This is a genomic window from Candidatus Electronema sp. TJ (genome assembly GCF_048287355.1).
Lineage (GTDB): Bacteria > Desulfobacterota > Desulfobulbia > Desulfobulbales > Desulfobulbaceae > Electronema.
Map to the genome: position 1 here is coordinate 1 of NZ_JBLWEP010000017.1, position 21,953 is coordinate 21,953.

The 21,953-nt window shown below is 59.0% G+C and carries 18 protein-coding genes, 1 pseudogene and 1 riboswitch; of the genes and pseudogenes, 8 read left to right on the forward strand and 11 right to left on the reverse strand.

The window, feature by feature from the left end:
* Positions 1–293 precede the first annotated feature (293 nt).
* Positions 294–1,799 carry a CHAD domain-containing protein gene (locus ACNKID_RS02425; protein WP_417911839.1) on the forward strand — a complete coding sequence of 502 codons (1,506 nt, stop codon included), beginning with the start codon at positions 294–296 and terminating at the stop codon, positions 1,797–1,799.
* Between the two features lie 12 nt (positions 1,800–1,811).
* Here ACNKID_RS02425 and ACNKID_RS02430 read toward each other — a convergent pair whose 3' ends face one another.
* The 3 genes from ACNKID_RS02430 to ACNKID_RS02440 are packed head-to-tail and all read right to left on the reverse strand — an operon-like array spanning position 1,812 to position 4,749.
* Entirely contained in the window at positions 1,812–2,393 is a 582-nt protein-coding gene (locus ACNKID_RS02430; protein ID WP_417911840.1) for an FmdE family protein, read from the reverse strand.
* 12 nt (positions 2,394–2,405) lie between these two features.
* Complete coding sequence (locus tag ACNKID_RS02435) at positions 2,406–3,464, reverse strand: hypothetical protein (RefSeq protein WP_417911841.1); 1,059 nt, start codon at positions 3,462–3,464, stop codon at positions 2,406–2,408.
* Between the two features lie 22 nt (positions 3,465–3,486).
* Entirely contained in the window at positions 3,487–4,749 is a 1,263-nt protein-coding gene (locus ACNKID_RS02440) for a peptidase U32 family protein (RefSeq protein ID WP_417911842.1), read from the reverse strand.
* 204 nt (positions 4,750–4,953) lie between these two features.
* Here ACNKID_RS02440 and ACNKID_RS02445 point away from each other — a divergent pair, with 204 nt between their 5' ends.
* Complete coding sequence (locus ACNKID_RS02445) at positions 4,954–5,355, forward strand: RNA-binding S4 domain-containing protein (RefSeq protein WP_417911843.1); 402 nt, start codon at positions 4,954–4,956, stop codon at positions 5,353–5,355.
* A gap of 22 nt (positions 5,356–5,377) precedes the next feature.
* On the opposite strand, the gene ACNKID_RS02450 is transcribed toward ACNKID_RS02445, so the two are convergent.
* The gene (locus ACNKID_RS02450; protein ID WP_417911844.1) at positions 5,378–5,620 is read right to left on the reverse strand and encodes a hypothetical protein; all 243 of its coding nucleotides are present in this window, start codon (positions 5,618–5,620) and stop codon (positions 5,378–5,380) included.
* Positions 5,621–5,816: 196 nt separating this feature from the next.
* Here ACNKID_RS02450 and ACNKID_RS02455 point away from each other — a divergent pair.
* The 6 genes and pseudogenes from ACNKID_RS02455 to ACNKID_RS02480 form a co-directional block, all read left to right on the forward strand.
* Positions 5,817–6,392 (forward strand): annotated as a pseudogene (locus tag ACNKID_RS02455) (IMP cyclohydrolase); the annotation flags it as partial.
* 44 nt (positions 6,393–6,436) lie between these two features.
* Positions 6,437–7,012, forward strand: a complete 576-nt coding sequence (locus tag ACNKID_RS02460) for a phosphoribosylglycinamide formyltransferase (RefSeq protein WP_417911845.1) — start codon at positions 6,437–6,439, stop codon at positions 7,010–7,012.
* A gap of 26 nt (positions 7,013–7,038) precedes the next feature.
* Positions 7,039–8,472 carry a sensor histidine kinase gene (locus ACNKID_RS02465; protein ID WP_417911846.1) on the forward strand — a complete coding sequence of 478 codons (1,434 nt, stop codon included), beginning with the start codon at positions 7,039–7,041 and terminating at the stop codon, positions 8,470–8,472.
* Positions 8,469–9,563 carry a glycosyltransferase gene (locus tag ACNKID_RS02470; protein ID WP_417911847.1) on the forward strand — a complete coding sequence of 365 codons (1,095 nt, stop codon included), beginning with the start codon at positions 8,469–8,471 and terminating at the stop codon, positions 9,561–9,563. The genes ACNKID_RS02465 and ACNKID_RS02470 overlap by 4 nt, the downstream gene beginning before the upstream one ends.
* Positions 9,560–10,126 (forward strand): UbiX family flavin prenyltransferase, encoded by a 567-nt coding sequence (locus ACNKID_RS02475; RefSeq protein ID WP_417911848.1) that lies wholly within the window; start codon positions 9,560–9,562, stop codon positions 10,124–10,126. The genes ACNKID_RS02470 and ACNKID_RS02475 overlap by 4 nt, the downstream gene beginning before the upstream one ends.
* 22 nt (positions 10,127–10,148) lie before the next feature.
* A riboswitch (cobalamin riboswitch) is annotated at positions 10,149–10,372 on the forward strand.
* A 163-nt stretch (positions 10,373–10,535) separates the two neighbouring features.
* Positions 10,536–11,189, forward strand: a complete 654-nt coding sequence (locus tag ACNKID_RS02480) for an energy-coupling factor ABC transporter permease (RefSeq protein ID WP_417911849.1) — start codon at positions 10,536–10,538, stop codon at positions 11,187–11,189.
* 76 nt (positions 11,190–11,265) lie between these two features.
* On the opposite strand, the gene ACNKID_RS02485 is transcribed toward ACNKID_RS02480, so the two are convergent.
* The 7 genes from ACNKID_RS02485 to ACNKID_RS02515 all read right to left on the reverse strand — a co-directional run bounded on the left by ACNKID_RS02485 (position 11,266) and on the right by ACNKID_RS02515 (position 21,554).
* The gene (locus ACNKID_RS02485; RefSeq protein WP_417911850.1) at positions 11,266–12,273 is read right to left on the reverse strand and encodes a choice-of-anchor Q domain-containing protein; all 1,008 of its coding nucleotides are present in this window, start codon (positions 12,271–12,273) and stop codon (positions 11,266–11,268) included.
* 78 nt (positions 12,274–12,351) lie between these two features.
* A complete protein-coding gene (locus tag ACNKID_RS02490) occupies positions 12,352–13,368 on the reverse strand; it encodes a choice-of-anchor Q domain-containing protein (RefSeq protein ID WP_417911851.1) in 1,017 nt (338 codons plus the stop codon).
* Between the two features lie 440 nt (positions 13,369–13,808).
* Positions 13,809–15,593: a YcaO-like family protein gene (locus tag ACNKID_RS02495; protein ID WP_417911852.1), complete on the reverse strand. Its 1,785-nt coding sequence runs from the start codon at positions 15,591–15,593 to the stop codon at positions 13,809–13,811.
* A gap of 150 nt (positions 15,594–15,743) precedes the next feature.
* Positions 15,744–18,347: an ATP-binding protein gene (locus ACNKID_RS02500; protein ID WP_417911853.1), complete on the reverse strand. Its 2,604-nt coding sequence runs from the start codon at positions 18,345–18,347 to the stop codon at positions 15,744–15,746.
* 563 nt (positions 18,348–18,910) lie between these two features.
* Positions 18,911–20,095, reverse strand: a complete 1,185-nt coding sequence (locus tag ACNKID_RS02505; RefSeq protein ID WP_417911854.1) for a Glu/Leu/Phe/Val dehydrogenase dimerization domain-containing protein — start codon at positions 20,093–20,095, stop codon at positions 18,911–18,913.
* A 15-nt stretch (positions 20,096–20,110) separates the two neighbouring features.
* Positions 20,111–20,662 (reverse strand): hypothetical protein, encoded by a 552-nt coding sequence (locus tag ACNKID_RS02510; protein WP_417911855.1) that lies wholly within the window; start codon positions 20,660–20,662, stop codon positions 20,111–20,113.
* Positions 20,663–20,690: 28 nt separating this feature from the next.
* Positions 20,691–21,554 (reverse strand): universal stress protein, encoded by an 864-nt coding sequence (locus tag ACNKID_RS02515; protein WP_417911856.1) that lies wholly within the window; start codon positions 21,552–21,554, stop codon positions 20,691–20,693.
* Between the last annotated feature and the right edge of the window lie 399 nt (positions 21,555–21,953).

Genomic DNA, 21,953 nt, shown 5'->3' on the forward strand with positions numbered 1-21,953 from the left:
CCTCCTTGCAGAGAGCAGTTTAACACCTTTCAGGCATTAGTGGGATAGGTTCATCATACAATGATTCCTTTGCCCTGGCCAGATTGTCCATTTCGCAGGGGCGAATCCCTGTGTCCGCCTTGGAATGAGGAGGGCGGCCTGCCCCTGCGGCGCAAAGGTTGCAGGAGAAACAGTTACACTGCTCCAGCTGTATCAATAGATAGTATCTATCGAGCTGACGATACTCAGAAAATGCTTGGGCATCGAATGCAACTCATTACAGTTATGCTTGAACATTTCTATAAAAAACACATATGAGAAAAAATAACTCGTCGTCTCATTTTTTTTTGTCCCTGCCGGAATCCCGCCTGCTGGAGAATATCAAGACGCATGCAGCGGCATCCTGCCGTCTCAGCAGACTGTCATCCAGCTCTTGCCGAACAGTCTTTCTCGACAGCTTTGACTGGAGGCTCTGGCAGCACGGCCTCATCTGCTGCGCCGAGGACAGCAGCCTCCATCTGACAGATTTTTTTGGCATATCTGCTGCTGCTGCCCTGCCCTGCAACGACGCGCCTCCACGCTTCTGGCAGGATTTGCCGGAGTCGGAACTCCGACAGAAGCTAGCGGACATCCTCCAGCACCGCGCCCTGCTGCCCCAAGCCGAGTTTTCCGGCACGGTCACGAGCCTCCATCTGATCGACAAAAAAGAAAAAAAAGCCGCAATTGTCCTGCTGGTCGATGCCAGGCCAAAAATCTCCTTTGCAGAGCTGCGCGGCGGGGGCAAGAGGCTCCGCAACCGGCTGGAAAAATTTGGAGCAGCCTCCCCTCAGGCAGCCCGGAGGCGGCTTGAAACGGTGCTTGCGGCAGCGGGCCGGACTCCTGCGGACTACAGCTCCAGTTTTTCTGTCGAGCTGGAGCCGGACATGGATGCCCGAACTGCGGCCAAGGTCATCTGCCGCCGTCTGCTGGCCATGCTGCGGCGCAATGAGCAAGGCGTGACAGATGATATTGACATTGAATTTCTGCACGATTTCCGGGTGGCGGTTCGGCGTGTCCGCTCAGCCCTTGTCCTGCTGGGCGACGCGCTGGAACCGGATATCCGCATCCGCTTCAGCGAGATATTCCGGGAGCTGGGCCGGATGAGCGGCACTGTGCGGGATTTGGATGTGCAGCTGTTGGTGACAGAGGAAAGCAGAGCGCGGCTGCCGGAGATTCTGCATGAAGGACTGGAAAGTCTCGTGACCGAACTGACAGCAAAACGGGCGGCGGCCCATCAGGAGCTGGTGGTTTGGCTGGCTGCGCCGCAGCAGCAGGAGAGTTTGCGGGCTTGGGAGGAATATCTGGAGCAGGAGGATGTCAATGGCAGCGGCAGGCGTATAGACAAAGCGGCCAACAAAATCATCCGCAGGCAGCTTGCCCGCTTGATCGAAGCTGGACTGGCCATTGACAGCCAGTCCTCAAACCAAGACCTGCATCGGGTGCGCATTCACGGCAAGAAGCTGCGTTACGCTTTGGAATTTTTCCGCTCTCTTTATGCGGAGGATGAGCTTGAGCCGCTGATCGCCTCGCTCAAAAACTTGCAGGACATGCTCGGTCTGAACAACGACTTGGCGGTGCAGGAGGAAACGCTGACGCACCATCTGACCGCTCTGAAGACTGCCCGCACAAAAACGGGCAAAACAGCGGCGGCTATTGGCGGCCTACTGACCAGCTTCCGCCAAAGCCGGGAGGAGCTGCGCGGCAGCCTGTTGGAGACGCTGCGCCAGTTCAGCAAGGGCAAAGAGAAGCTGCGGCTGTCCCTCCGAAAAAACAAGGGCTGATTAATCGATTAATCAGAGCAGTGCGTAATACCGCTGCCCGGCGCAGGCCCGGCAGAGCGTTTTTCCGTCCCGCTCCACTTCGCGGCAGTCTTGGACATAGTCGCCGCATTGGCCGCACAGCACTCGGCGCAGCGGACGGCCCGGCATGTCACATTCTGGAATGCTGACCCGCACTTCCTGCACGGCAAACAGCTCATCCTCCAGCATAAGCCGGTAGGCTTCCAGCTGCCGCTCGTATTTGTCCGTCAGTTTCGGGCAGTATTTGGCGGACAGCTCGCGGGCTTCCTCCCTAGCTGTGACCCGCACAGCACTGCCGGTTGCCAAGTTGACAAAAGTGGCGGCCATGATACCGAAATCCATCCAGCGCAAGGAACGCTTGCCGAGGCTGCATCCAGTCACAGACTGGATTGCGTCTGTGGCGCAGCGGTCAATTTCCACGATCACGTAGAGTTTTTTCCGGTCCGCGCCTTTAGGGTCGTCAATGCCGATCAGGCGCAGTCCGAGCAGGGCCATCCGCACTCCGATCACCTGTCCGGCGCAAAGATGTCCGTGGATTTTCGCTGAAATCTCCAGCAGCTCCTCAAAAGGCTGCATCGCGCTCCCTCCTCAGTTGTTCCCGGCAGCCTTCCGTAGGGGATGGGAGATGGAATTGAACAGCTCCATGCAGAAGCGGCATGTTTCGCAGCGGTTGTTGCAGACTGAGAGCATGTTGGCAAAATCAAAGGAAAGCGCATTGTTGTCCACATGCAGCTCTGAGGCCAGCCAGCGCGAAGTGTCGAGCAGCTCCAGCAGATTGCCCTTCCAGCTTCGGGAGATGTAGGCATTGATGATCTGCCGCAAGGCCGCGCTGTTCAAATTCATGCCGCTGATCTTGATAATATCCACATCGTAGAGATAGGAGTCCACGTCCTCCGGTCGGATGAAGGGCGACTGAAGAATCCGGTAGGGCTGCTTCTTCAGCAGCTGCCGACAGCCGAGAACGTTGTTGATCTCATGGCTGCACGACTTGCCCTCCAGATTGTCCAAGGCGATGTAGGCATCATGCGAGGCGCGGTAGGGACAGTAGGGCAGACAGCCTTCGTTGCCCACCAGCTCCAGCTTCAGGTCAGGCAGGCCCTCGCGGCACCAGCGGGCGGTCTCGGCCAGCTTGCCGAGGCTGCGGTTGAGGGAGCGGTCCAGCACGATCCGTGTCGGCGGACGGAAGCGGGTCTCGCCGATGTAGGCCAGATGCGCGTCGATTTTGCCCTGCGAGTCGAGCATGGTGTTGAGGCCGGGCACCGCTTCCAGCTCTTCGGCCAAGTCTGGCGCGGCATTGGACAGGGCTTGCAGCAGGTAATGATCACAGTAGACGATGCCGCTGATCACCCGCTGATCAATGCATTTTGCCAGCGCGGCAGTCAAGGCTCCCAGTTTCTCACGGTCAGTCAGAAAGGCCGGGCCGTAAAAGCGGCTGTTGAGCAGGACGTATTTCTTCTCAACAGACAGCTGGCCCAGCAGCTCGGCCAAAGCGTCCAAGCTCGCAACAGCCTGCGAATGCGCCTGGCTGTCCATGCGCCGCACACCCGGCAGACTGAAATGGACACTGTCGATATGGCTGGCGCGGCTGTTGAGGAACTCGACATAGTCGGGCTCAGGAAGGAAGGGCACGTCAAGAAATCGTGTCATGGCTCGTCGTGTTGAGGATTGTTCATTCCGCCTGCCGGTCATGCTGCTTGCGGAACAGGGCGTTGACCTCCGCGCCGTCGGCCAGCGGAGGATCAACGGTCAGCAGGATCAGGCTGCCTGGATTGGCCCGCTGCAAAGGAACTCCGTCCGCAGCGCTCATGGCCCGCACCGTGCATGTCTCCGGCTCCAGCCTGCGGCCCAGATATTCAAGCTGGTCGCCTGCCTCCAGCACATTGCGCGTCTCCAGCAGCAGCGGGTTGCTGCCGCGCACGATGCCGACAGGGGTGCATGGCTGAATCTCCCTCATTCTATCATAAAGCATGGCCAATGATGAAGGGGCGGAACTGAAAAAGTTCTCAGTCTGGCCTCTTGTGCCTACTTTGGCGATTTCATCGGCAAAAGCGGGCGGCAAGACGATCTCCTCCCAGGCCGCACCGGCCTCGCGCCGCTCTTTGACATAGTCCAAGGCCGCCCGGTACAGCCTGACTGCCGCGCCCACATAACCGACAGACTTCATCCGGCCTTCAATCTTGACTGAATCAATCCCAGCGGCGGCCAGCTCCGGCAGACGGAAGAGCAGACAAAGGTCGCGGGAGTTGAAGATGTAGGTGCCGCGCTCATCCTCCTCGACCGGGAAATACTGTCCAGGCCGTTTCTCCTCCAGCAAGCTGTAGGAATACCGGCACGGATGGGCGCAGTCGCCCTGATTGGCGTTGCGGCCTGTCATGTAGCTGGACAGGAGGCAGCGGCCCGAATAGGAGATGCAGAGTGCGCCATGCACAAAGACCTCAAGCCCGATGCCGGGCGCAGCCTGGCGGATTGTCCGCAGCTCCTCCAAGCCCAGCTCGCGGGCGAGATTGATCCGGCTCACGCCCTGCGCCTGCCAGAAGCGGACGCTGGCCTTGTTGGTCACGTTGGCTTGGGTGGAGAGATGCAGCGGCATGTCTGGCACAGTCTCCTTGCAGAGCAGGAGAATGCCCGGATCGGCGACGATCAGCGCGTCCGCGCCTGCGTCCCGCAGAAAGAGCAGATAGCTCTCCAGACCATTGAGATCGCGGTTGTGGGCGAAGATGTTCACAGTCACATAGACCTTCACGCCGTGCTGATGCGCATACGTGACTGCATCGCGTAGTCCGGCCCGGTCGAAATTGCCTGCCTTGGCGCGCAGGCTCCAGTTTGCGCCGCCAAGATAGACGGCATCTGCGCCGTAATGGATCGCGGTGACCAGCTTCTCCCGGCTCCCTGCCGGGGCCAGCAGCTCAGGCATTCTCTCATGTGTCTTCATGCGGTTGCTCCTGCGGGGCGGAAAAGCGGCAGCTCCGTCTTGACCGGCTTTGTTTTTGCGGATATGGTGAAACACTTCTCACGATAAGGGGCGGAGCCTTCCCTGTCAACAGCGGCGGCAGCCGCGCAGTGCCTTCTTCTGCGCCGCAGAGCAGGCAGCTCTTGCATTTATCCACATTTTTGATTATCTCTCTCAGGAGCTGACATGGACAACAGGCAGCAGCAAGAGCAAACCGTCCGCATTGACAAATGGCTGTGGGCAGCACGCTTCTTCAAGACCCGCGCCTTGGCTTCGGCAGCGGTGAGCAGCGGTCATGTGCAAGTGGACGGCAGCCGGGTCAAGCCGTCGCGCAGCGTGCAGGCCGGAAGCCGCCTTCAGATCAGGCGCGGAGACGAGCTGTTTGAGATAGACGTGCTGGCCTTGAGCGAACGGCGCGGCCCGGCCAAAGAAGCGGCTCTGCTCTACGCTGAAACTGCGGAGTCGCAAGCCAAGCGCGAGGCTGCCCGCGAGCTGCGCAAGCAGCTTGGCGGCCCGTCGGCCCGCCCGGAAGGACGGCCTGACAAGCGCGACCGCCGCAAGATACGGCAGTTCATTCTGAAGGACTGAGTACTGCGGACGCAGTTTGCGTTTAGTCTGCCGCGCAGATATATAGACCTCTTGCAGAAGGCAACAAGCAGGTTGCAGCGGAGAGCGAACCGTTTTTTTTCCTTTCTTGCTCGATTGCAAAGCAGTTCGGCTTGGCAATAAAAGAATCCTGCCGACTTGGCAAGAGCTTGCGCTCGGCAGAAGAGGAGTTTGGCCAAGCCGTAAAGAAGTTCAGCTGAGCCACAAAGAAATCTGGCCGAGCAATAAAGAAGCTGAAGTCGGCCAAACTCTTTTGCTGCTCAGCCGGAAAGCAGTTTGGCCAAGCCGGAATCCTTTCCGGCCGAGCCAAATTTCTTGGCAGCCGAGCAGGACTCTTTCTTTGCTTAGCAGCACTTCGTTGCCGCCTGACTGCTCCCTGCCGCAACTCTTGCTGCGGACTTATGCAGGATATCTCTTGAACAAAAAAATATGGAGCATACGACATGAACAAAGCAGCACGGGCTTTGATCAGCCTGACCGACAAATCCGGCATCGAGAGCTTTGCGAAAGAGCTGGCCGGGCTGGGCATAGAGATACTCTCCACCGGCGGCACGGCCAAGAAGCTGCGCGACAGCGGCCTGTCAGTCAAGGATGTGTCTGACTTCACCGGCTTCCCGGAGATGCTGGATGGGCGGGTGAAGACTCTGCATCCGCTGGTGCATGGCGGCATTCTCAATCAGCGCGGCAATGCCGAACATCAACGGCAGTGCGTGGCGCACGGCATCCAGCCGATTGACATCATTGCGGTGAATCTCTACGCCTTTGAGAAGACTGTGGCTGATCCCAACTGCCCGCTGGATGAGGCGATTGAGAACATTGACATCGGCGGCCCAACCATGCTCAGGGCAGCGGCCAAGAATTTCCACGATGTGACGGTTATTGTGGATCCGGCAGACTATCCGCAGGTGCTGGCCGAGCTGCGGGCGGACGGGAACACGACGCTCAAGACCCGCTTCCGTTTAGCTGTGAAGGTCTTTCAGCTCACCTCGGCGTATGACACAGCCATAGCCAGCTGGCTGACCAAGGTGGACGTTGCCAGCAACCCGTATTTCGAGGGTTTATAATGCAGAAAGCGGCGGTGCTGCTCTCCGGCTCCGGCAGGACGCTGGACAACTTCCATCAGCGGATTCAGGCAGGCACGCTGCGGGCCGAGATTCAGGTTGTCATCTCCAATGCGGCAAACGCCTTAGGCTTGGAGAAGGCGCGCCGCTATGGCTATCCGGCCTTTCATGCGGCAGGCAGTGCGGCCACGAACGAAATACTGTCCCGGTATCCGGTTGATCTGGTTGTTCTTGCCGGATATCTGAAGCTCTATCAGCCGCCAGAAGCACTCAGACAGCGAGTGCTGAACATTCACCCGTCGCTGATCCCTGCCTTCTGCGGGCCAGGCTTTTACGGGCACCATGTACATGAGGCGGTCTTGAAGCGGGGCTGCACGGTCAGCGGCTGCACCGTGCATTTCGCCGACGAGATTTACGACAACGGCCCTATCGTCCTGCAACGCTGCGTGGACATTGCCGACTGCCAAACCGCAGACGAGATCGCCGACCGGGTCTTCGCGCTGGAGTGCGACGTGTACCCGGCAGCGATCAATCTGGTGGACGAGCGCGGAGCAGAGCAGTTCTGGCGCAAACATTGAGTCATCCTCTGATCAGGGAGGCGGCTATGAGCGACTGTCACGATCTTCAGAAAATGCGTCAGCGGGTGCGGGAGAAGTCCGCCAGCTATGAGCAGTACAACTTCACCTGCTATTTTGACGACTTCCTCAAAGCCTTCTTTGACCTGTCCCAGGAATACGATTCGCTGCACGACTTCTACCGGGTCTGCGTGAGCGTGCCGCTGGAGATGCTCGGCCTGTCCAGCGCACTGTATCTCTACGATGAAAAGGATCAGGCTCTCTATCTGGTCTGCGATTCCGAGCAGGGCGTGCTGCAAAAGAAGACTGCCGCGCCGGAGAGCATCATCCCCTGCGGCGAGCCGTACCGGAGCGGCGAGCACTATGTGCTGCCTGTCTGGAGCAAGACGCAGAGAGAGCCAGATGCGCCGCCTGAGGAGGAGACGCACGAGCAGGCGCCGCAATGCGCTCTTCCGAACCGCGAGCATGGCAAGAGCCGGATGCTGGGCATGTACAGCGTCGCGCCGTGCAGCAAGCTGTCTAAAAATGACCGTTTCTTCTTCGGCAAATACACCAACCGGATCGGCTACAGCCTGCACAACCGGCTGACAGCCATGCAGAACATCCAGCACCTCAAGTTCATCAACACCTTGGTGCAGGACATTGAGCATAACATCATCACACCGAACATGTTCTTCCGCCTGCTCTTCAAGAGGCTGCGGAGGAGCATTTTGGAGCTGGAGGTGCTGCGCGAGGAGCTGCTGAGGGCGGCGGAGTCTGGCAGGCCGGAGGATACGGCAGCCTGCGCCGACCGCTGCGGGGCTATTCAGGAAAGCCTGCTCCAACATCATGGCGAGTTGGTCAAGCATCATCAGAACATCAGCCTCTTTGTCGAAAGCCTGTTCAGGCGCGAGCATTTCACCGCAGGCCGGATGATTCTGCACCCCAAACGCTGCTTTGTCGAGAAAGAGATCATTCTCCCTCAGCTGGAGCACTACGACAGCCGTTTCCGCTCGGCCAGCATCACAGTGGAGCGGCCCGGCAACATGCTGGAGGAAGAGTTCCAGCTTTATGTGGACATCGGCCTGCTCTCGCAGGTCTACGCCAATCTCTTCTCTAACGCGGCTAAGTATACCCGCGAGATCATCACACGTGACGGCAGACCGCGCAAGGCCGTGGCCTATGGCCGCGAGGTGATCGACAACTTCCCTGAATGCGGCGAGAAGGGGGTCAAGTTCAACGTCTTCAGCACCGGCCCGCATCTGGGTCATGATGAGGCGCGGCGCATCTTTCAGGAGGGCGTGCGCGGCAAGGATGTAGAGGGCATCCACGGCACCGGCCACGGCTTGGCCTTTGTCCAGCATGTGGTCGAGCTGCACGGCGGCATAGTCGGCTACGAGCGGACTCCTGAGGGCAACAACTTCTACTTCATCCTGCCGATGGTCCGCTTTGAAGATGATGGGCAGCTGGGGTGCAAGGCGTGAGCGGGCAGCCGCTGATCGTCCACACTGACTGGTCGCGCTCCTGGGGCGGCCAGGAGATCCGCACCCTGACCGAGCTGCGGGAGATGCGCAAACTCGGCTTCCGCACCGCCCTGATCGTCCGCGAAGGTGCCGAGCTGGCCCGCCGCTGCGGCGCAGAGGGCTTTGCCGTGCATCATATCGACTTCTCCTCCAAGTTCAACCTGTGCGCTTGGCTGGAGCTGCTCCGCCTGCTCCGGCAGCTGCGGCCTGCGGTGGTCAACACCCATTCCTCGGAAGACTCCTGGATGGCCGGAGCGGCGGCGCGGCTCTGCGGCGTGCCGCTGGTCGCCCGCACCCGGCATGTGCTGGAGCCGGTCTCCTCCTCCTTCAGCTACCGCGCCTTTCCGCATGTCATCTTCGCGTGCAGCGAGGCCATCACCAACCAGCTGGCCGGGCAGGGCGTGCCGCGCCGGAAGATCGTGACGCAGTCCACAGGGATTGATGAGGAGCGCTTCCGCTTCTCCGCCCGCGACCGCGAGGAAGTGCGGCGCAGCTGCGGCATCGCTGACACAGACGTGCTAATCGGCAACGTCGCCTTTCTCCGCCACTACAAGGGCCATGAGTTCATCGCCCGGACAGCGGCGGCCCTGCCGGAGCAGTTCAAGTTCATGATCGTCGGCGGCGGCAATGGCCGCGCCCTGCTGGAGGAGGCCATCACCAAGGCCGGAGCGCAGGAGCGATTCATCCTCACCGGCCACCGCGAGGACCCGGAACGCTACTTCTCGGCCATGGACCTGATCTTCTTCTCCTCCTACGAGACCGAGGGCATCTCCCAGTCCTTCATCCAGGGCCTGCTCTACGGCCTGCCGCTGCTCGCCTGCCGCACGCCCTCCATCCTTGAGCCGCTGGAGTTCGTCCGCAGGCACCGCTTGGTGGACTACGGCGACGTGGCCGCAGCCCGGCAGGCCCTGCTGGATCTGGCCGGGAACTTAGAGCGCGACGAGGAAGCCGTGCGGCTTCAGCGGCAGGACATCGCGGCCAAATACGGCTTGAAGCGGATGGTGGAGAACATCCTCAGCGTCTACAGCCGCCACGGCGTGCACCTGCCGTGATCCCGCCCCGCCGCATCCTCCTCGGCATCACCGGCGCCACCGGCATGATCTACGTCACAGCCTTGCTGGATCTGCTCGCCACGCAGGACATCGAGGTGCACGCTGTCATCTCCGATTCCGGGAGAAAGGTGCTGCGGCTGGAAGAGAACCTCTCGCCGGACGAGCTGCCCGGCATCAGCCGCTGGTTTGCCGCAGATGACTTCACCGCCCTGCCCGCCTCCGGCTCCGCCTTGTACGAGGCCATGCTCATTCTGCCCTGCACCGTCGGCACCTTGGGCGCGTTAGCCGCAGGATGCTCCGGCAACCTCATCCACCGGGCTGCGGACGTGACCCTGAAAGAGCGGCGGCCGCTGCTCTTGGCAGTGCGCGAGACCCCGCTCAACCGCACCCATCTCCGCAACATGCTCGCTCTGCACGACGCGGGCGCAATCATCTGCCCGCCCATGCCTGCCTTCTACCTGCATCCCGCCAGTCTGCGCGAGATGGCCCGGCATTTCGCCGGGCGGCTCTGCGGCCTGATGGGCATCCGCATCGACGACCTGCCGCGCTGGCAGGGCTGCTGACTCCGCCTCCCCTGCCCTCTTGACAGCGCCGCTGCTCCGGGGTAGACTGCGCTTCGCAACTGTCAAGGAAAGGGAAGTCCGGTCAGCCGCCTGGCGGCGAATCCGGCGCTGCCCCCGCAACGGTAGGCGCGCACAATCTCCGCCCTCATGCCACTGGCCCCTCAGGCTGGGAAGGCGGCGGAGAGGGAGCTTCTGCGGAAGCTCCGCGCGCAAGCCCGGAAACCTGCCTTGTCAGTCCGGCCTTGACATGCTGCGGCGGGCGGCATCGGCACACGCCGGGAAGCCGCCTCCGCAGCCTCCCGTCCCTGTCCCGCTCCCCCGCCCGCCTCCGCAGCTGCTCCGCCGCAATCACCTTGCCGTGTCATGACGGCCCGGCAGCTTATCACCTATTCTCACCCGGAGGTGCACCATGCACATCGAACCAGGCTTCATCGCCCCGGCCAAGCTGGCCTTGGCTAACGCATCCGCCGCCGCTCTGCTGGCAGCGCATCTGAAGGGCGCTTTCCGCGCTCCTGCCGTGCTGCTGCGCACCCTGCTGGCGGCCCTGTTCTTCTCGCTCTTCATGCAGTCCTTCCACATGCCGGTCGGGCCGTCCGAGCTGCACTTTGTCGGCGGCATGGCCATTTACCTGACCCTCGGCTACTTCCCGGCCTTGTACGGCTTCGCCTTCGGACTGCTGCTGCAAGGCCTGCTCTTCGAGCCGGGCGACCTGATGCATCTGGCCGTGAACAGCCTTTCGCTGATCGTGCCGCTGATGGCCGTGCATCACAGCGTCGGCAAGCGGCTGGCCGAGGGGCGGCGCGAGATGAGCTGGCAGGAGATCGTCCGTCTGGACGCGGTCTACTACGGCGGCGTGACCCTGATGGTCGGCTTCTGGCTGATGATCGGCGAGGCGGAGACCCCGTTCTTCGCCTGGGCGAAATTCGCCGCCGCCTACGCGCCGCTCGTGCTGATCGAGCCAGTAGTGACCATGAGCGCGGTGCGCCTGCTCAAACGCTGGCAGGAGCACAAGCTGGTTGACCGCTGCTTTGATGTCCGCAGCCTGCGTCTGGCTGCGCAGTAAATCAAAACGCCGCCAGAACGGCGGCGGCATTGCAAGGGCTGGCCTTCGGGTCAGCCCTTTTTTGTTGCTCCGCCGCTCAGTCCAGCAGCAGCTTGTAGACAGGCACCATGTTGACGTGCTGCACAACGGCGACGAACTCAAAGGCTCCGGCATCGCAGCCATTTCCTGAGGGCCTGCTGATGCCGCGCTGATCCGCAGACAGGTTGGCAAGGCAGTCTTCGTCAAGATCAATGGCCGGGCTGCCCGCAGGCAGGGCATGGGTCTGCGTCAGGCCGCCATTGTCTGCCAGAGGACTGAGGATCCCTGCCAGCGCAGTCGGACGCGAGCCGTCGCTGGTGGCCGTAACATCTGTGCTGTTTGGCGCGAATGTGCTGCTGAACGCTTCCGCATTTGTCTTGCCGCTGTGGCCGAGCACGTTGAAACCGCCGCCTTCCAGCCAGCTGGAGGCATTGTTTTCGATGTCAAATCCGCTGTTGCCGCTGACCAAAGAGCTTTGCATGAAAACAGACGACTTATACGCATAGATGCCGACAGCATTGCCGCTGACCGTGGAGTTCTTCAAAATAATGCTGCCGAATCCGCTGCTGATCCCTTTGCCGCCGTTGCCGCTCACAGTTGAATTGTTCAGGGTCGCGCCGCCGCCGCCGATGACTATTCCGTCGCCCGCATTGCCGCGCACAGTTGCGTTGTTCAGGGTGAGTGCGCCGGTCTCTCTGACTGCGATGCCCTCATTGCCGCCTGTGACAGTGATATTGTTTAATGTGAGCCTTCTGTTGTACACAATGAAGGCCGAAATAGCAGATGTGCCTGCAACAGTGTGCCCCTGCCCTTCAATTGTGACGTTCACTTCATCCACCCATGCGGATTCGCTCAATGCAGCATCGGTCTCCAGCATGATCACCGCATCGACTCCTCCTCCGCTGTCGACACATTTGGTTTCTATCACAATACCTTGAACGAACTGCATCGCCTCCTGCAAGGTGCAGTTGCCTGCCGCATCCACGACAACAACTGTGGCCTGCGCCGCGCTGGCCGCCAGCAGCAGCGCAGTCGAAAAAAGCAGTCCCTTCAATGCAGTGTTCATACTGTTCCCCTTGAAAGAATATAGTAATCCATCTGCGCCTCCTGATGCGGACAGACAATTTGTGCCATCCTGCCGCGCTCAGTTCGGCAGCAGCACCCTGTAGACAGGCTCCATATTGATGCGCTGCACTGCGGTGCCGCTCTCAAACTCAAAAGCTCCAGCATCGCAGCCATTTCCTGAGGGCCTGCTGATGCCGCGCTGATCCTCAGACAGAGCGACAATGCAGCCTTCGTCAAGATCAACAGCTGGACTCCCTACAGGCAAGGCATGGGTTTTGGTTGGGCCGCCATTGTTAGCCAGAGGACTGAGAATCGCATTCAGCGCAGTCGGATTTGTGCCGTCGCTGGTCGCAGAAATATCGGTGCTGTTGAGCAGAAATGTCTCACTGAAGGATTCCGCATTTTTTTTGCTGCTGCTGCCGATGAGGTTGAAGTTGGTCTGCCATTGTGTGCTGTTGAAGTCTTTGATGTCAAAGCCGCTGTTGCCGCTGATCAAAGAGCCTTGCAGGGTCGCCACGGCTCCGCTTGCTGAAAGTCCTGTCGCATTGCCGCTGACTGTTACGCCGTTCAGCACAATGCCGCAATTAGCACCATAAAGTCCTGTACCTGGGTTGCCGCTCACGGTTGAATTGTTCAAAGTCATGCTGCCGCGTGAGGTGGAAATTGCTCTGTTTGAATGGCCGGTTACAGTGGACTTGTTCAGAACAGCTTTTGAGTCGATAAATTCAAGGCCGTTTTTGCCACCTTTTATAGTCAAATTGTCCAAGGTCAGTGTATGGCCTGAATCTACAAAGAAGACAGATTTTCCAGCGTTGCCTGTGATCGTGTGCCCGTTTCCTTCGATGATCACGCTGGTCATCACCATCAGCCGATTATCCAACGTTACATCAGTATTCAAAACAATAGTGTCAGAGCCTGCGCCGCCGCTGTCCACGCAGCCCTCTCCTGTTCCAGGGTCATAGATGAAGCTGATTGCCTCTTGCAAGGTGCAGTCTTTGTCATCGACAATGACGAGTTTTGCTTCAGTCCAGTCTGGCGCATGCACGGTTAAGGCGATGGCGGCGGCGGTCAGCCTGCGATATTTTTTTGTCTTCATAGTCTTCCCTCATTCTGAATAAACAGCAGCGGCAACAGACCCCTACTGTCATATTGCCACCTTTGCGTTAAGAAGACAATATGCGTTGACAAGAATACGAATGCGTGATCGAGGGCACGGCTGGAGACAGGATTGTTCAGTCGCGCTTCGGCAAGATCGAGGATCGCGAGATCATCCTTGCGCCGGTGGTGATTCCTGAGCAGGACTTTCCTTAGAACAAAGAGCACACGATTTCAATCAGCACCCGCTATAGCTCGCGCGGCACGCTGCGCGTGGACAGCTTCGCCGCGCTGAAGGATATGATCCACGACAGCTACGGCAGCAGGCTGACGGATATGCTGGACGTGCGGACAGCGTAGTAAGCTGGCTGGCCTGCAAAAAGAAAAGCGGCGGCTCCCATGCCGGGAGGCCGCCGCTTCATTGTGCGCAGAGCAGCTACTTCAGCCGCCGCCCACCCAGCCGTTGTCAGTGGTTCCCCCTTCTGCCTCCGCCATCAGCAGTGCCAGATTCTCCACCGCAAAGGCGATGTCCATGTCTTGGCTGAGTGCTGTCTGGTAGTTGCGTATGGCCTCGTCCTTGCGGCCAAGACGCTGCAAGTTCAGCGCGAGGTTGGCATAGTCGATGGCTGAGACCGGATTGAGCTGCACCGCCCGCTGGAAGTGATGGACAGCCTGCTGGAAGCGGCTGGCTTTGTAATGGCAGACTCCCAGCATGTTGTGCAGGTCAGGACGCTCCTCGTCGCAGGCAAGCCCCTGCTCCAGCACTGGCACAGCTTCTTCAAAACGGCCCAAGTCGCGCAGGCAGGCACCATAATAGGAGTGGAGATAAGGCTTGTCCTCATCCTGTGGGTCAAGGCGCAGAGCCTTGGCAAAGCAGGGCAGCGCGGCTTCGGCCATGCCTCTCTCATAAAGATTGCGCCCCCGGTAGAACTCCAGATAATAGGCCTGGGGCAGCTCTTTGCTCATCGCTGCCAGTTTGCCCTCCAAAGCCGCCGGATCAAGCAGCTCAGCAGCTAGCTTGGCGGCGAAGAGTGCCGCGTCGCCTGAGGCCGCCCGCTCGCGGAAATGCGCACCGGGGATGATGGTGTAGGCCGTCGGGATTTGCAGCTGCGGGTGCATGGTGTTGACCGCAAACACCTCCATGCCCCGCTGGCGCAGGGCTGCAAGGCAGCCGCGCAGTTCGTCGAGCATGTCGTCCGTGCTGAGATCAGGCAAGGCGCTGAGAGGGACAGTTTGACCAGGGTTGATGACATAGTCCACCTCAGCCAGACTGAGCGGCTTAGGCAGGCCGGAAGCCACGTAGTTGGAGCCTGACTCAAAGTCTCCAGCTAGCTGTGCCACCTCGGTCAAGGCGCGGATCAATGCCTTGTCCGGCCCCGGCGTGGTGCCTGCTGTGTAGACCAGCTCGCTTTTATCTGGGAACGTGGCCGGATCCCAGGCCAGCGCACCGACAGTCGGGATGCCGGTGTCTAAAGAGAAATCATTGCAGCGCAGCCTGATGCCGTTGCGCTCGAACTTCTCAATCAGCTCGCGGGCCACTGGATCAGTCACTGTGCTGAGGTCAATCGCCGGAACAGGCCGCTGCTCCCTTGCAATCACCGCGCAGACATGCCGCTCAACAATCTCGCTGATGCCTTGCAGCATGGCCTCTTCGATGGTGTTGCCTGCGCAGGGGCCGTTGAACTCGTTGATGGCGTAGAACCAGGAGAAGGGCACGAGCACATCCTCGTCACGGCTGAGGTTCCGCGCCCATGTCCAGCGCAAGGGCAGCCCAGCCAGCAGCCGCTCCAGCAGCTCCGGGCTGCGGATCTCGTCATGCACAGAGCGAAGCAGCTCTGTCAGCGGCAGCACAGGATGTCCAGCAGCCTGCATGGCCGCGTAGTCGCCGACAAGGAAGTTGTCCGGGTTCTTCAGGAAGGAGAAGAAGCTGAAACGCTCGGCCAGCTCCATGCAGGCACTGGCTCTGGACTGCTCTGGCGTGGAGCCTTTGCCCATCTGCTTCTTTGTGCCGATGATCCTGGCAGCGTCCCTGCCGCAGACGCTGAAGAAGACCGGGATGTCCAGCCGTCCGGTGTCAATCCGCCGCACCTCCTTGAGGATGTCGAGCTTGACCGCTTGCAGCCGCTCGTGAAAGCGTTCCACAGTCTGCACCGGCGTGCAGGCTTTGTCCTGATCGTAGGTGTAGTGCTTCGGGCAGCTGCGCAGGCGGATGGTGTTGTTCTGCATGACAGGTCTGGATGAAGGAAACGGATGAAGAGATACAGAGATAGGGATAATAACTACCTGCTTTTTGCGCGGCTGTCAACTGCTGCGTGGTCTCAACTGTTTTGCAGCCGCTCCTGAAAGCTGCCGCCGGCCTGATCTGATCAGCTTTTCTCAGGAATGAGCGCCATCCAGCCTGATCAGGTCGGTCATGACTGCAAGCATCTCTTCTTCCCGGAAAGGCTTGCCGATATGGCCGTTCATGCCTGCCGCCTTGGTTTTCTCCTTGTCTTCAGCCATGACGCTGGCGGTGAGGGCGATGATCGGCAGCCTGCTGTATTCCGGCTGACTGCGGATGATCTTGCAGGCAGTGCAGCCGTCCATCACCGGCATGTGCATGTCCATCAGCACGCCGTCAAAGCGTTGCCCCGCCAAGACCTGCAAGGCTTCTTTGCCGTTGGAAGCCACCGTGACCTCAATCCCTCTTCGGGAGAGAAGAATCTTGGCCAGCTCCTGATTGATCTCATTATCTTCCACCAACAATATCTTTGCCCCGCGCAGCTGGTCCATCTGCTGCGGCAGCTTTGCCGTTTGTTTTCTTGCCAGGCTGTCTGGATCGCCGACCTCCATCGGCAGGACAAAATGAAAGCAGGAGCCTTGTCCAAACCTGCTCGTGACCCAGATGGTTCCGCCCATCATTTCAACCAGCTTTTTGCTGATTGCCAGCCCCAAACCTGTGCCGCCATACTGCCGGGCTGTTGAGGTGTCGGCCTGACTGAAGAACTGGAACAAACGCTCCTGCTGCTCCTCGGTCATGCCGATGCCGCTGTCCGACACACAGAAGTGGAGCGTGACCTGCGTCCCGTTCTGTTCTTCCAGCTCAACGCTGACGCTCACGCCGCCTTTCTTGGTGAACTTGACCGCGTTGTTGCCCAAATTGATGAGCACCTGGCCAAGACGCAGCGGGTCTCCTTTGAGCACCTCAGGCACGTTGTCCGGCAGCTCGACAAGCAGGTCCAGTTCCTGCTCCGCTGCCTTGAACGCGATCAGACTACGCAGGTTTTCCAGTACAGCCTTCAGACTGAAATCAATATGCTCCAGCGACATCTTCCCAGCCTCAATCTTGGAGAAGTCCAAAATGTCATTGAGGATGCCGAGGAGCAGTTCAGCCGCGCCATGCACCTTTTCCACATAGCTTTTTTGAATCGGACTGAGGCCGGTTTCAAGGGCGAGTTTAGACATGCCGATCACTGCGTTCATCGGCGTGCGGATTTCATGGCTCATGTTGGCCAAAAAGCGCGATTTAGCCTCGCTGGCCGCCTCGGCTTCCTGCTTGGCCTTGATCAGCTGCTGCTCCATTTCCCTGTGCTCAGTGATGTCGCGGCCAATCACAAACAGAGCTTTGCGCGTTCCGTCCGGGGCGAACAGCGGCATCCGCCTGACTTCAAAGAAACGGGCTGCTCCGGCTGTGTCGCTGACCTGTTCCTGGGCGATGAGCATTTCATTCTTCTCCCACGCCTTCAGATCGTTCTGCACGGAGATTGCATGATGCCGGGCCGCTTCAGGCCATGTTTTGATCAGCTCATCTTCTGTCTTGCCCTGCCACGCGGAGCTTTCCAGCTGAAAGGCTGCTCTGGCGGCCTGATTGCTCAGCAGCCAGCGGCCCTGACTGTTTTTGAGCATGGCGGCATCGGGCAGGGTTTCCATGAAGGTGTGCAGGTGCTCGTAGGATTCTGCCAGCCGTTTTTCTGTCCTTTGCAGGAGCAGATAATATGCTGTCAGCAGTGCTGCGCCGGACAGCAGCAGGAGGAGCAGAAACAAATTGTTGCCACGTCTGGCAGCCAGCAGCTCCCGTCCTTCATCACGGACAAAGAGCAGGCTGCCCACCTCTTTGCCGGCGAAGTCCATCACCGGCAGCGTGCAGGACGCAGGGCCGCTCTCGAACAGCATTTTGCGCAGCAGTCCGGCAAAAAAGCCGCGCGGCTCCCGCAGCTTGCCGGCATGATCAAAGTGCTGCGGCAGGGTGTTGACCATGGTCACCCGGTCGGGCAAAGTGCTCCAGTCGGCCTGCCGCCCGAGCATGGCCATGCCCTGCTCCCAGCCCTTCCGGTCAAGCTCCTCCTTGTTGACAGTGAGGAGATAACCGGCAAGCGGATCTTCTTCCTCCTTGAAGATGGACAGAATGGAGGCCAAGTCTTTGCCAAGCTCCAGATAGCCAATAACCTTTCTGTCCACCACCCAGGGAATGACCACCCGCAGCGTCAAAGTGCCCATCGGCCCAAGTTCAAGCCCGGCAGCAGTCTTGCTGCTGGCTGCGGCATGGAGCAGAGTCAGGCGGTCAATGCGGTCGCCGTAGCGGTCCGGCTGATGCACTCTGAGGAAATTAACCCGGTCTGGGCCATGAAAATAAAAGTGAGTTACCTGACAGTGCTGCTTGAGATGCTGGGCTATAGTCCTGACTGTGTTGAGGAGAGCTGCCCGGTTTTTGTTCAGGAAATGCTGCTGAATTTCTTTGTTGATCGCCAGAATGTCTATGAGACAGTCAAGCTCCATTGTTTCCTTTGCAATCGTCCGGTTGTAGGTGTTGACAAGCAGCTCCTGCCATTCATGCTGATGGAAGTCGTCCTGATGCTTGTACATGTAGAACACCGAGACCAGATGAATGGCCCCAAGAATGATCATGCCCGCAAGCAGGGCAATGAAAATATTCCTTTTGATGGCGTAGATGCGGCAGCTGGCATCTGCTTTGCCAGGCAAATCTTCTTTCGTCCGGCTCATCGTTTTTCTCAGGCAAGCCCGCTTCCGCAGCCCTGCTCCTGTCTCATAGGAAAATTTTACGGCCGCAGTCTTGGAAAAACATCGGCCGTGATTTTCTAAAACATCGAGCGTGATTTTCCCAAACATCGCCCGTGAAAAGGTCCATTTATCGAGCGATGTTTTCCTAAACATCGAGCGTGATTTTCCTAAACATCGAGCGTGATTTTTTAAAACATCGGCCGTGATTTTCCAAAACATCGCCCGATGTTTTTCTGACGTTCAGAGCAGAACAAACACGTCCAACGCGCCTGAACGCCATGAGAGCACTTTGCTGCTCGGCGCACAGCTTAGCTTATATCAGATGAAAGTGCTGCTGTAAAACGGATTGGTTTGCGGTCGCGCAGCTGAAGATTCTGCTGCCTGCCTCCTGTCATACAAGCAAGAAGCCGGAAGCTGCGAAAGCGGAGGAGCTGGGGCGAGAAGAAGAGATGAACTGTCAAAGGTATTGCGAGCGGCGCGGGAAATCTGAGGAAACCGCCGGTCAGGAGCTCCCTTGCTGCTCACAGCTCACAGTCATGATGCTTCTAGTTCAGCTCGCCGTAAGGCTTGGTGTCAGGATGCGGCTGGGTTTCCGCGCAGATGCGCAGTGCGGCCTCACGCGGAGAGATGTCTTCTTCGCGACTGCGCTGGAGCATGTTTTTGACAATGGCGCGGGTTTTGCGGTCAACGTGACTGAGCACGTCCTGCACTGAAGGCATGTTCTCCGGCCCGAACAGACCCTGCATGGAGAGCGAGCCGCCGCAGCCGGCCACCATGTCCGGGATGAGAATGATGCCGCGCCGATGAAGGATGGACTCCGCCTCTGCGGTCACCGCCAGATTTGCACCTGAAACAATGGCCCTGACCTGCATGGTTTCCGCAGCTTGACGGTCAATGGCCCGTTCTATGGCCGCAGGAACAAAGACATCGCAGGGCAGCTGATACACCGCCTCGCGGCGGCCATAAACGCCGCTGGCTGCTTCTGCGGGAATCAGCCCTTTGGCTTGGCAGGTGCAGTCGGCGCAAACACGGTCGAGCAGATCGGCAATATCCAACGGCGCACTGTTCTGACTGATCAGGCTTTTTTCGCAGTCAGCCAGACCGATGATCCGCACCCCGGCCTGATGGAGGAAATATGCTGCGCTGGAAGCCAGGCTGCCGAAGCCTTGAATGACCACTTTGGCCTGTGCTGCCGGAATCTTTAAAAACTCTAAGGCAGCCAGACAGGAGGCCGCAACTCCGGCACCGGAGCGCAGTTTGCCCAGCGTGGCATGGCCGACAGGCTGCTTGAGCAGCCGCACTCGCTCCTCGAACTCTGCCGGGGTGAATTCCTGACACGTGGCGATCACCGCCTTGATGGAGCTGATGCCGATACAGGCGCAGACCGCGTCCAGCTCAGGCATGGTGGTGTTGAGATCAGGCCCCATGGAATAGCGTTCGAGCAGATACGGCCTGATCGCCCGGATGAAACGGAGCATGGCCTCCTGTTTATTTGGGCTGGCAGGATCATAGTCAATGCCGCATTTGGCCCCGTCCGCCCGGATGCCTGCGATGCGCATCTTCAGGGTCATGGTTGCGGCCAAATCCCGCACCACCTCGCAGGTCAGACCTTTCTGCACCCGCATCCCGCCTGCGGCCATCCGGTGAGTGAGGGAATCAATCACCAGCCAGCCCTTGAAGCCTTCCAGCGGGTCGGTGTATGCAACAATCAGTTCAGGCTCTTTTTTCATGCCGCTGCGGAGGAGTCATGCGATCAGAATGGGGGTCTCCGCGTGCAGCTCACCTTCATAAAAGGCGCGGATAATCGGCTGCTCAGGATTGACCATTGAAATGATGAAGGAATACATCTTGCTGCCTCGCACCAGCACTGTGTCGAGACCTGTGGGCGTGTCGCGCAGGGGATCGCCCGGCCAAGGCACCACATGAATGTGATACGCGCCGAACATGATCAGGCCCTCACGCTTGCAGTGATCCATGCACTGTTTGAACTCCTGCGGGTCTGTCACCCAGCCGCGCTGGTCCATGGGCGTGGTCGAGGGTATGGCGTGCTGCTCCATCAATTTGTCCATGAAGCTCTTCAGCGGCTCGACGTTGCGGGCGTTCTTCTTCACCGGCAGCGTCTGCCGCACATGCAGCTCGCCGCCTTCCCGCAGTCCGGCAAGGATGCCAAAGGCCCTTTTGACCGGACTTTCTCCGGGAAGAAAATCGCCGGCCAATTTTCTCCGGCAATGGGCGGTGATGCTGTCCCAGACGGAACAGGGTAGCCGTATCAGGCGGATTTCGTGCTGCCAGCTCATGAAGTAAACAAATAAGTATATCGCGTTGTCAAACTGTCGCCGTTTTTCCGCCTTCGCCTTTGACCACCATCACAGCGCAGCCAGCCAGACCAATGACCCGCTCTGTCGAGCTGCCCATGAGCATTCTGGTCAGACCGGTCTTGCCGTAGGTGCCAAGAACGATCAGATCAACGCCTCTGCCGCCTGCGGCTTCGACAATCGCTTCATACGAGCGGCCCATAGGGGTCAGGGTCTCGACTGCGACACCTTCTTTCTTTCCCAGCTCAACAACACGGCTGACGTTGGCTGTCGCGTTCTCCTGCTCATAAATAGTGCGGATGGAAGACAGGGCGATCACTTTGCCGCCGCAGTGTTTGGCGATTTCAAGAGCCGCATTCACCGCCGCCTCGCTGTTGGAAGAGCCGTCCGTGGCGACAAGAATGTTCTGATAGCTGATCGTGGCGGCCCTTGGCACAACCAGCACCTTGCGCGATGAATAGCCGATCACCTTTGCCGCCACTTCGCCCATCAGCAGCTTGGTCAGACCTCTTGCGCCGCGCCTGCCGACCACAATCATGTCCACATTCTTTGCTTCCGCCGCATCCACAATGCACTGATACGGTTCGCCGACAGCAAGGATCGTCTCGCAGACCGCCCCTTCCTTATCCGCCCGCGCCTTCAGTTTTTCCAGAGCTTCTTTCGCCTTGCTTGCAAAGGATTCCTCAGCCTGCTGCGCTGAAAAGCCTTCGTAGTCAGCCAAGGATTCAACAACGGAGATGGCGTAAATCTTGGTGGAGCATTTCTTGGCGAAATTGATTGTCTCCCGGACAGCGCCTTCGCTGTATTCGGTGCCGTCTGTCGCCAGAAGTATCGTGCGCAGTCCAGACACAGGGCAAGATTGCATGTTGTTCATTTTTTCTCCTTGATAGATAGAGTTTCACTTCGTAGCGCATCGCCTGCACAACATGAACTGCTTCCAGCAGCTGCCGCTGCAATATCTTTGATGATGCCTATCCTGGCGTTTTCCTTTGGCTCAAGGAAATTGCAAGCGGACCTCTCTGGCTGCATTGCATACACGCTCCGCTCGAAAGGCGCGGCATCTATCTTTCAGACAAGGCACCCTAAGCTTAGGATGCGCCATCTGTCTTTCCGGCAGGCCATCCCAAACTTGGAATGCGCCGTCTATATTTCAGGCAAGGCATCCTAAATTGGAATGCGCTATCTGTCTTTCAGATAAGGCATCCCGAATTTAGGATGCGGCATCTATCTTTCAGGCAGGCCATCCCAGACTTGGAATGAGCCGTCTATCTTT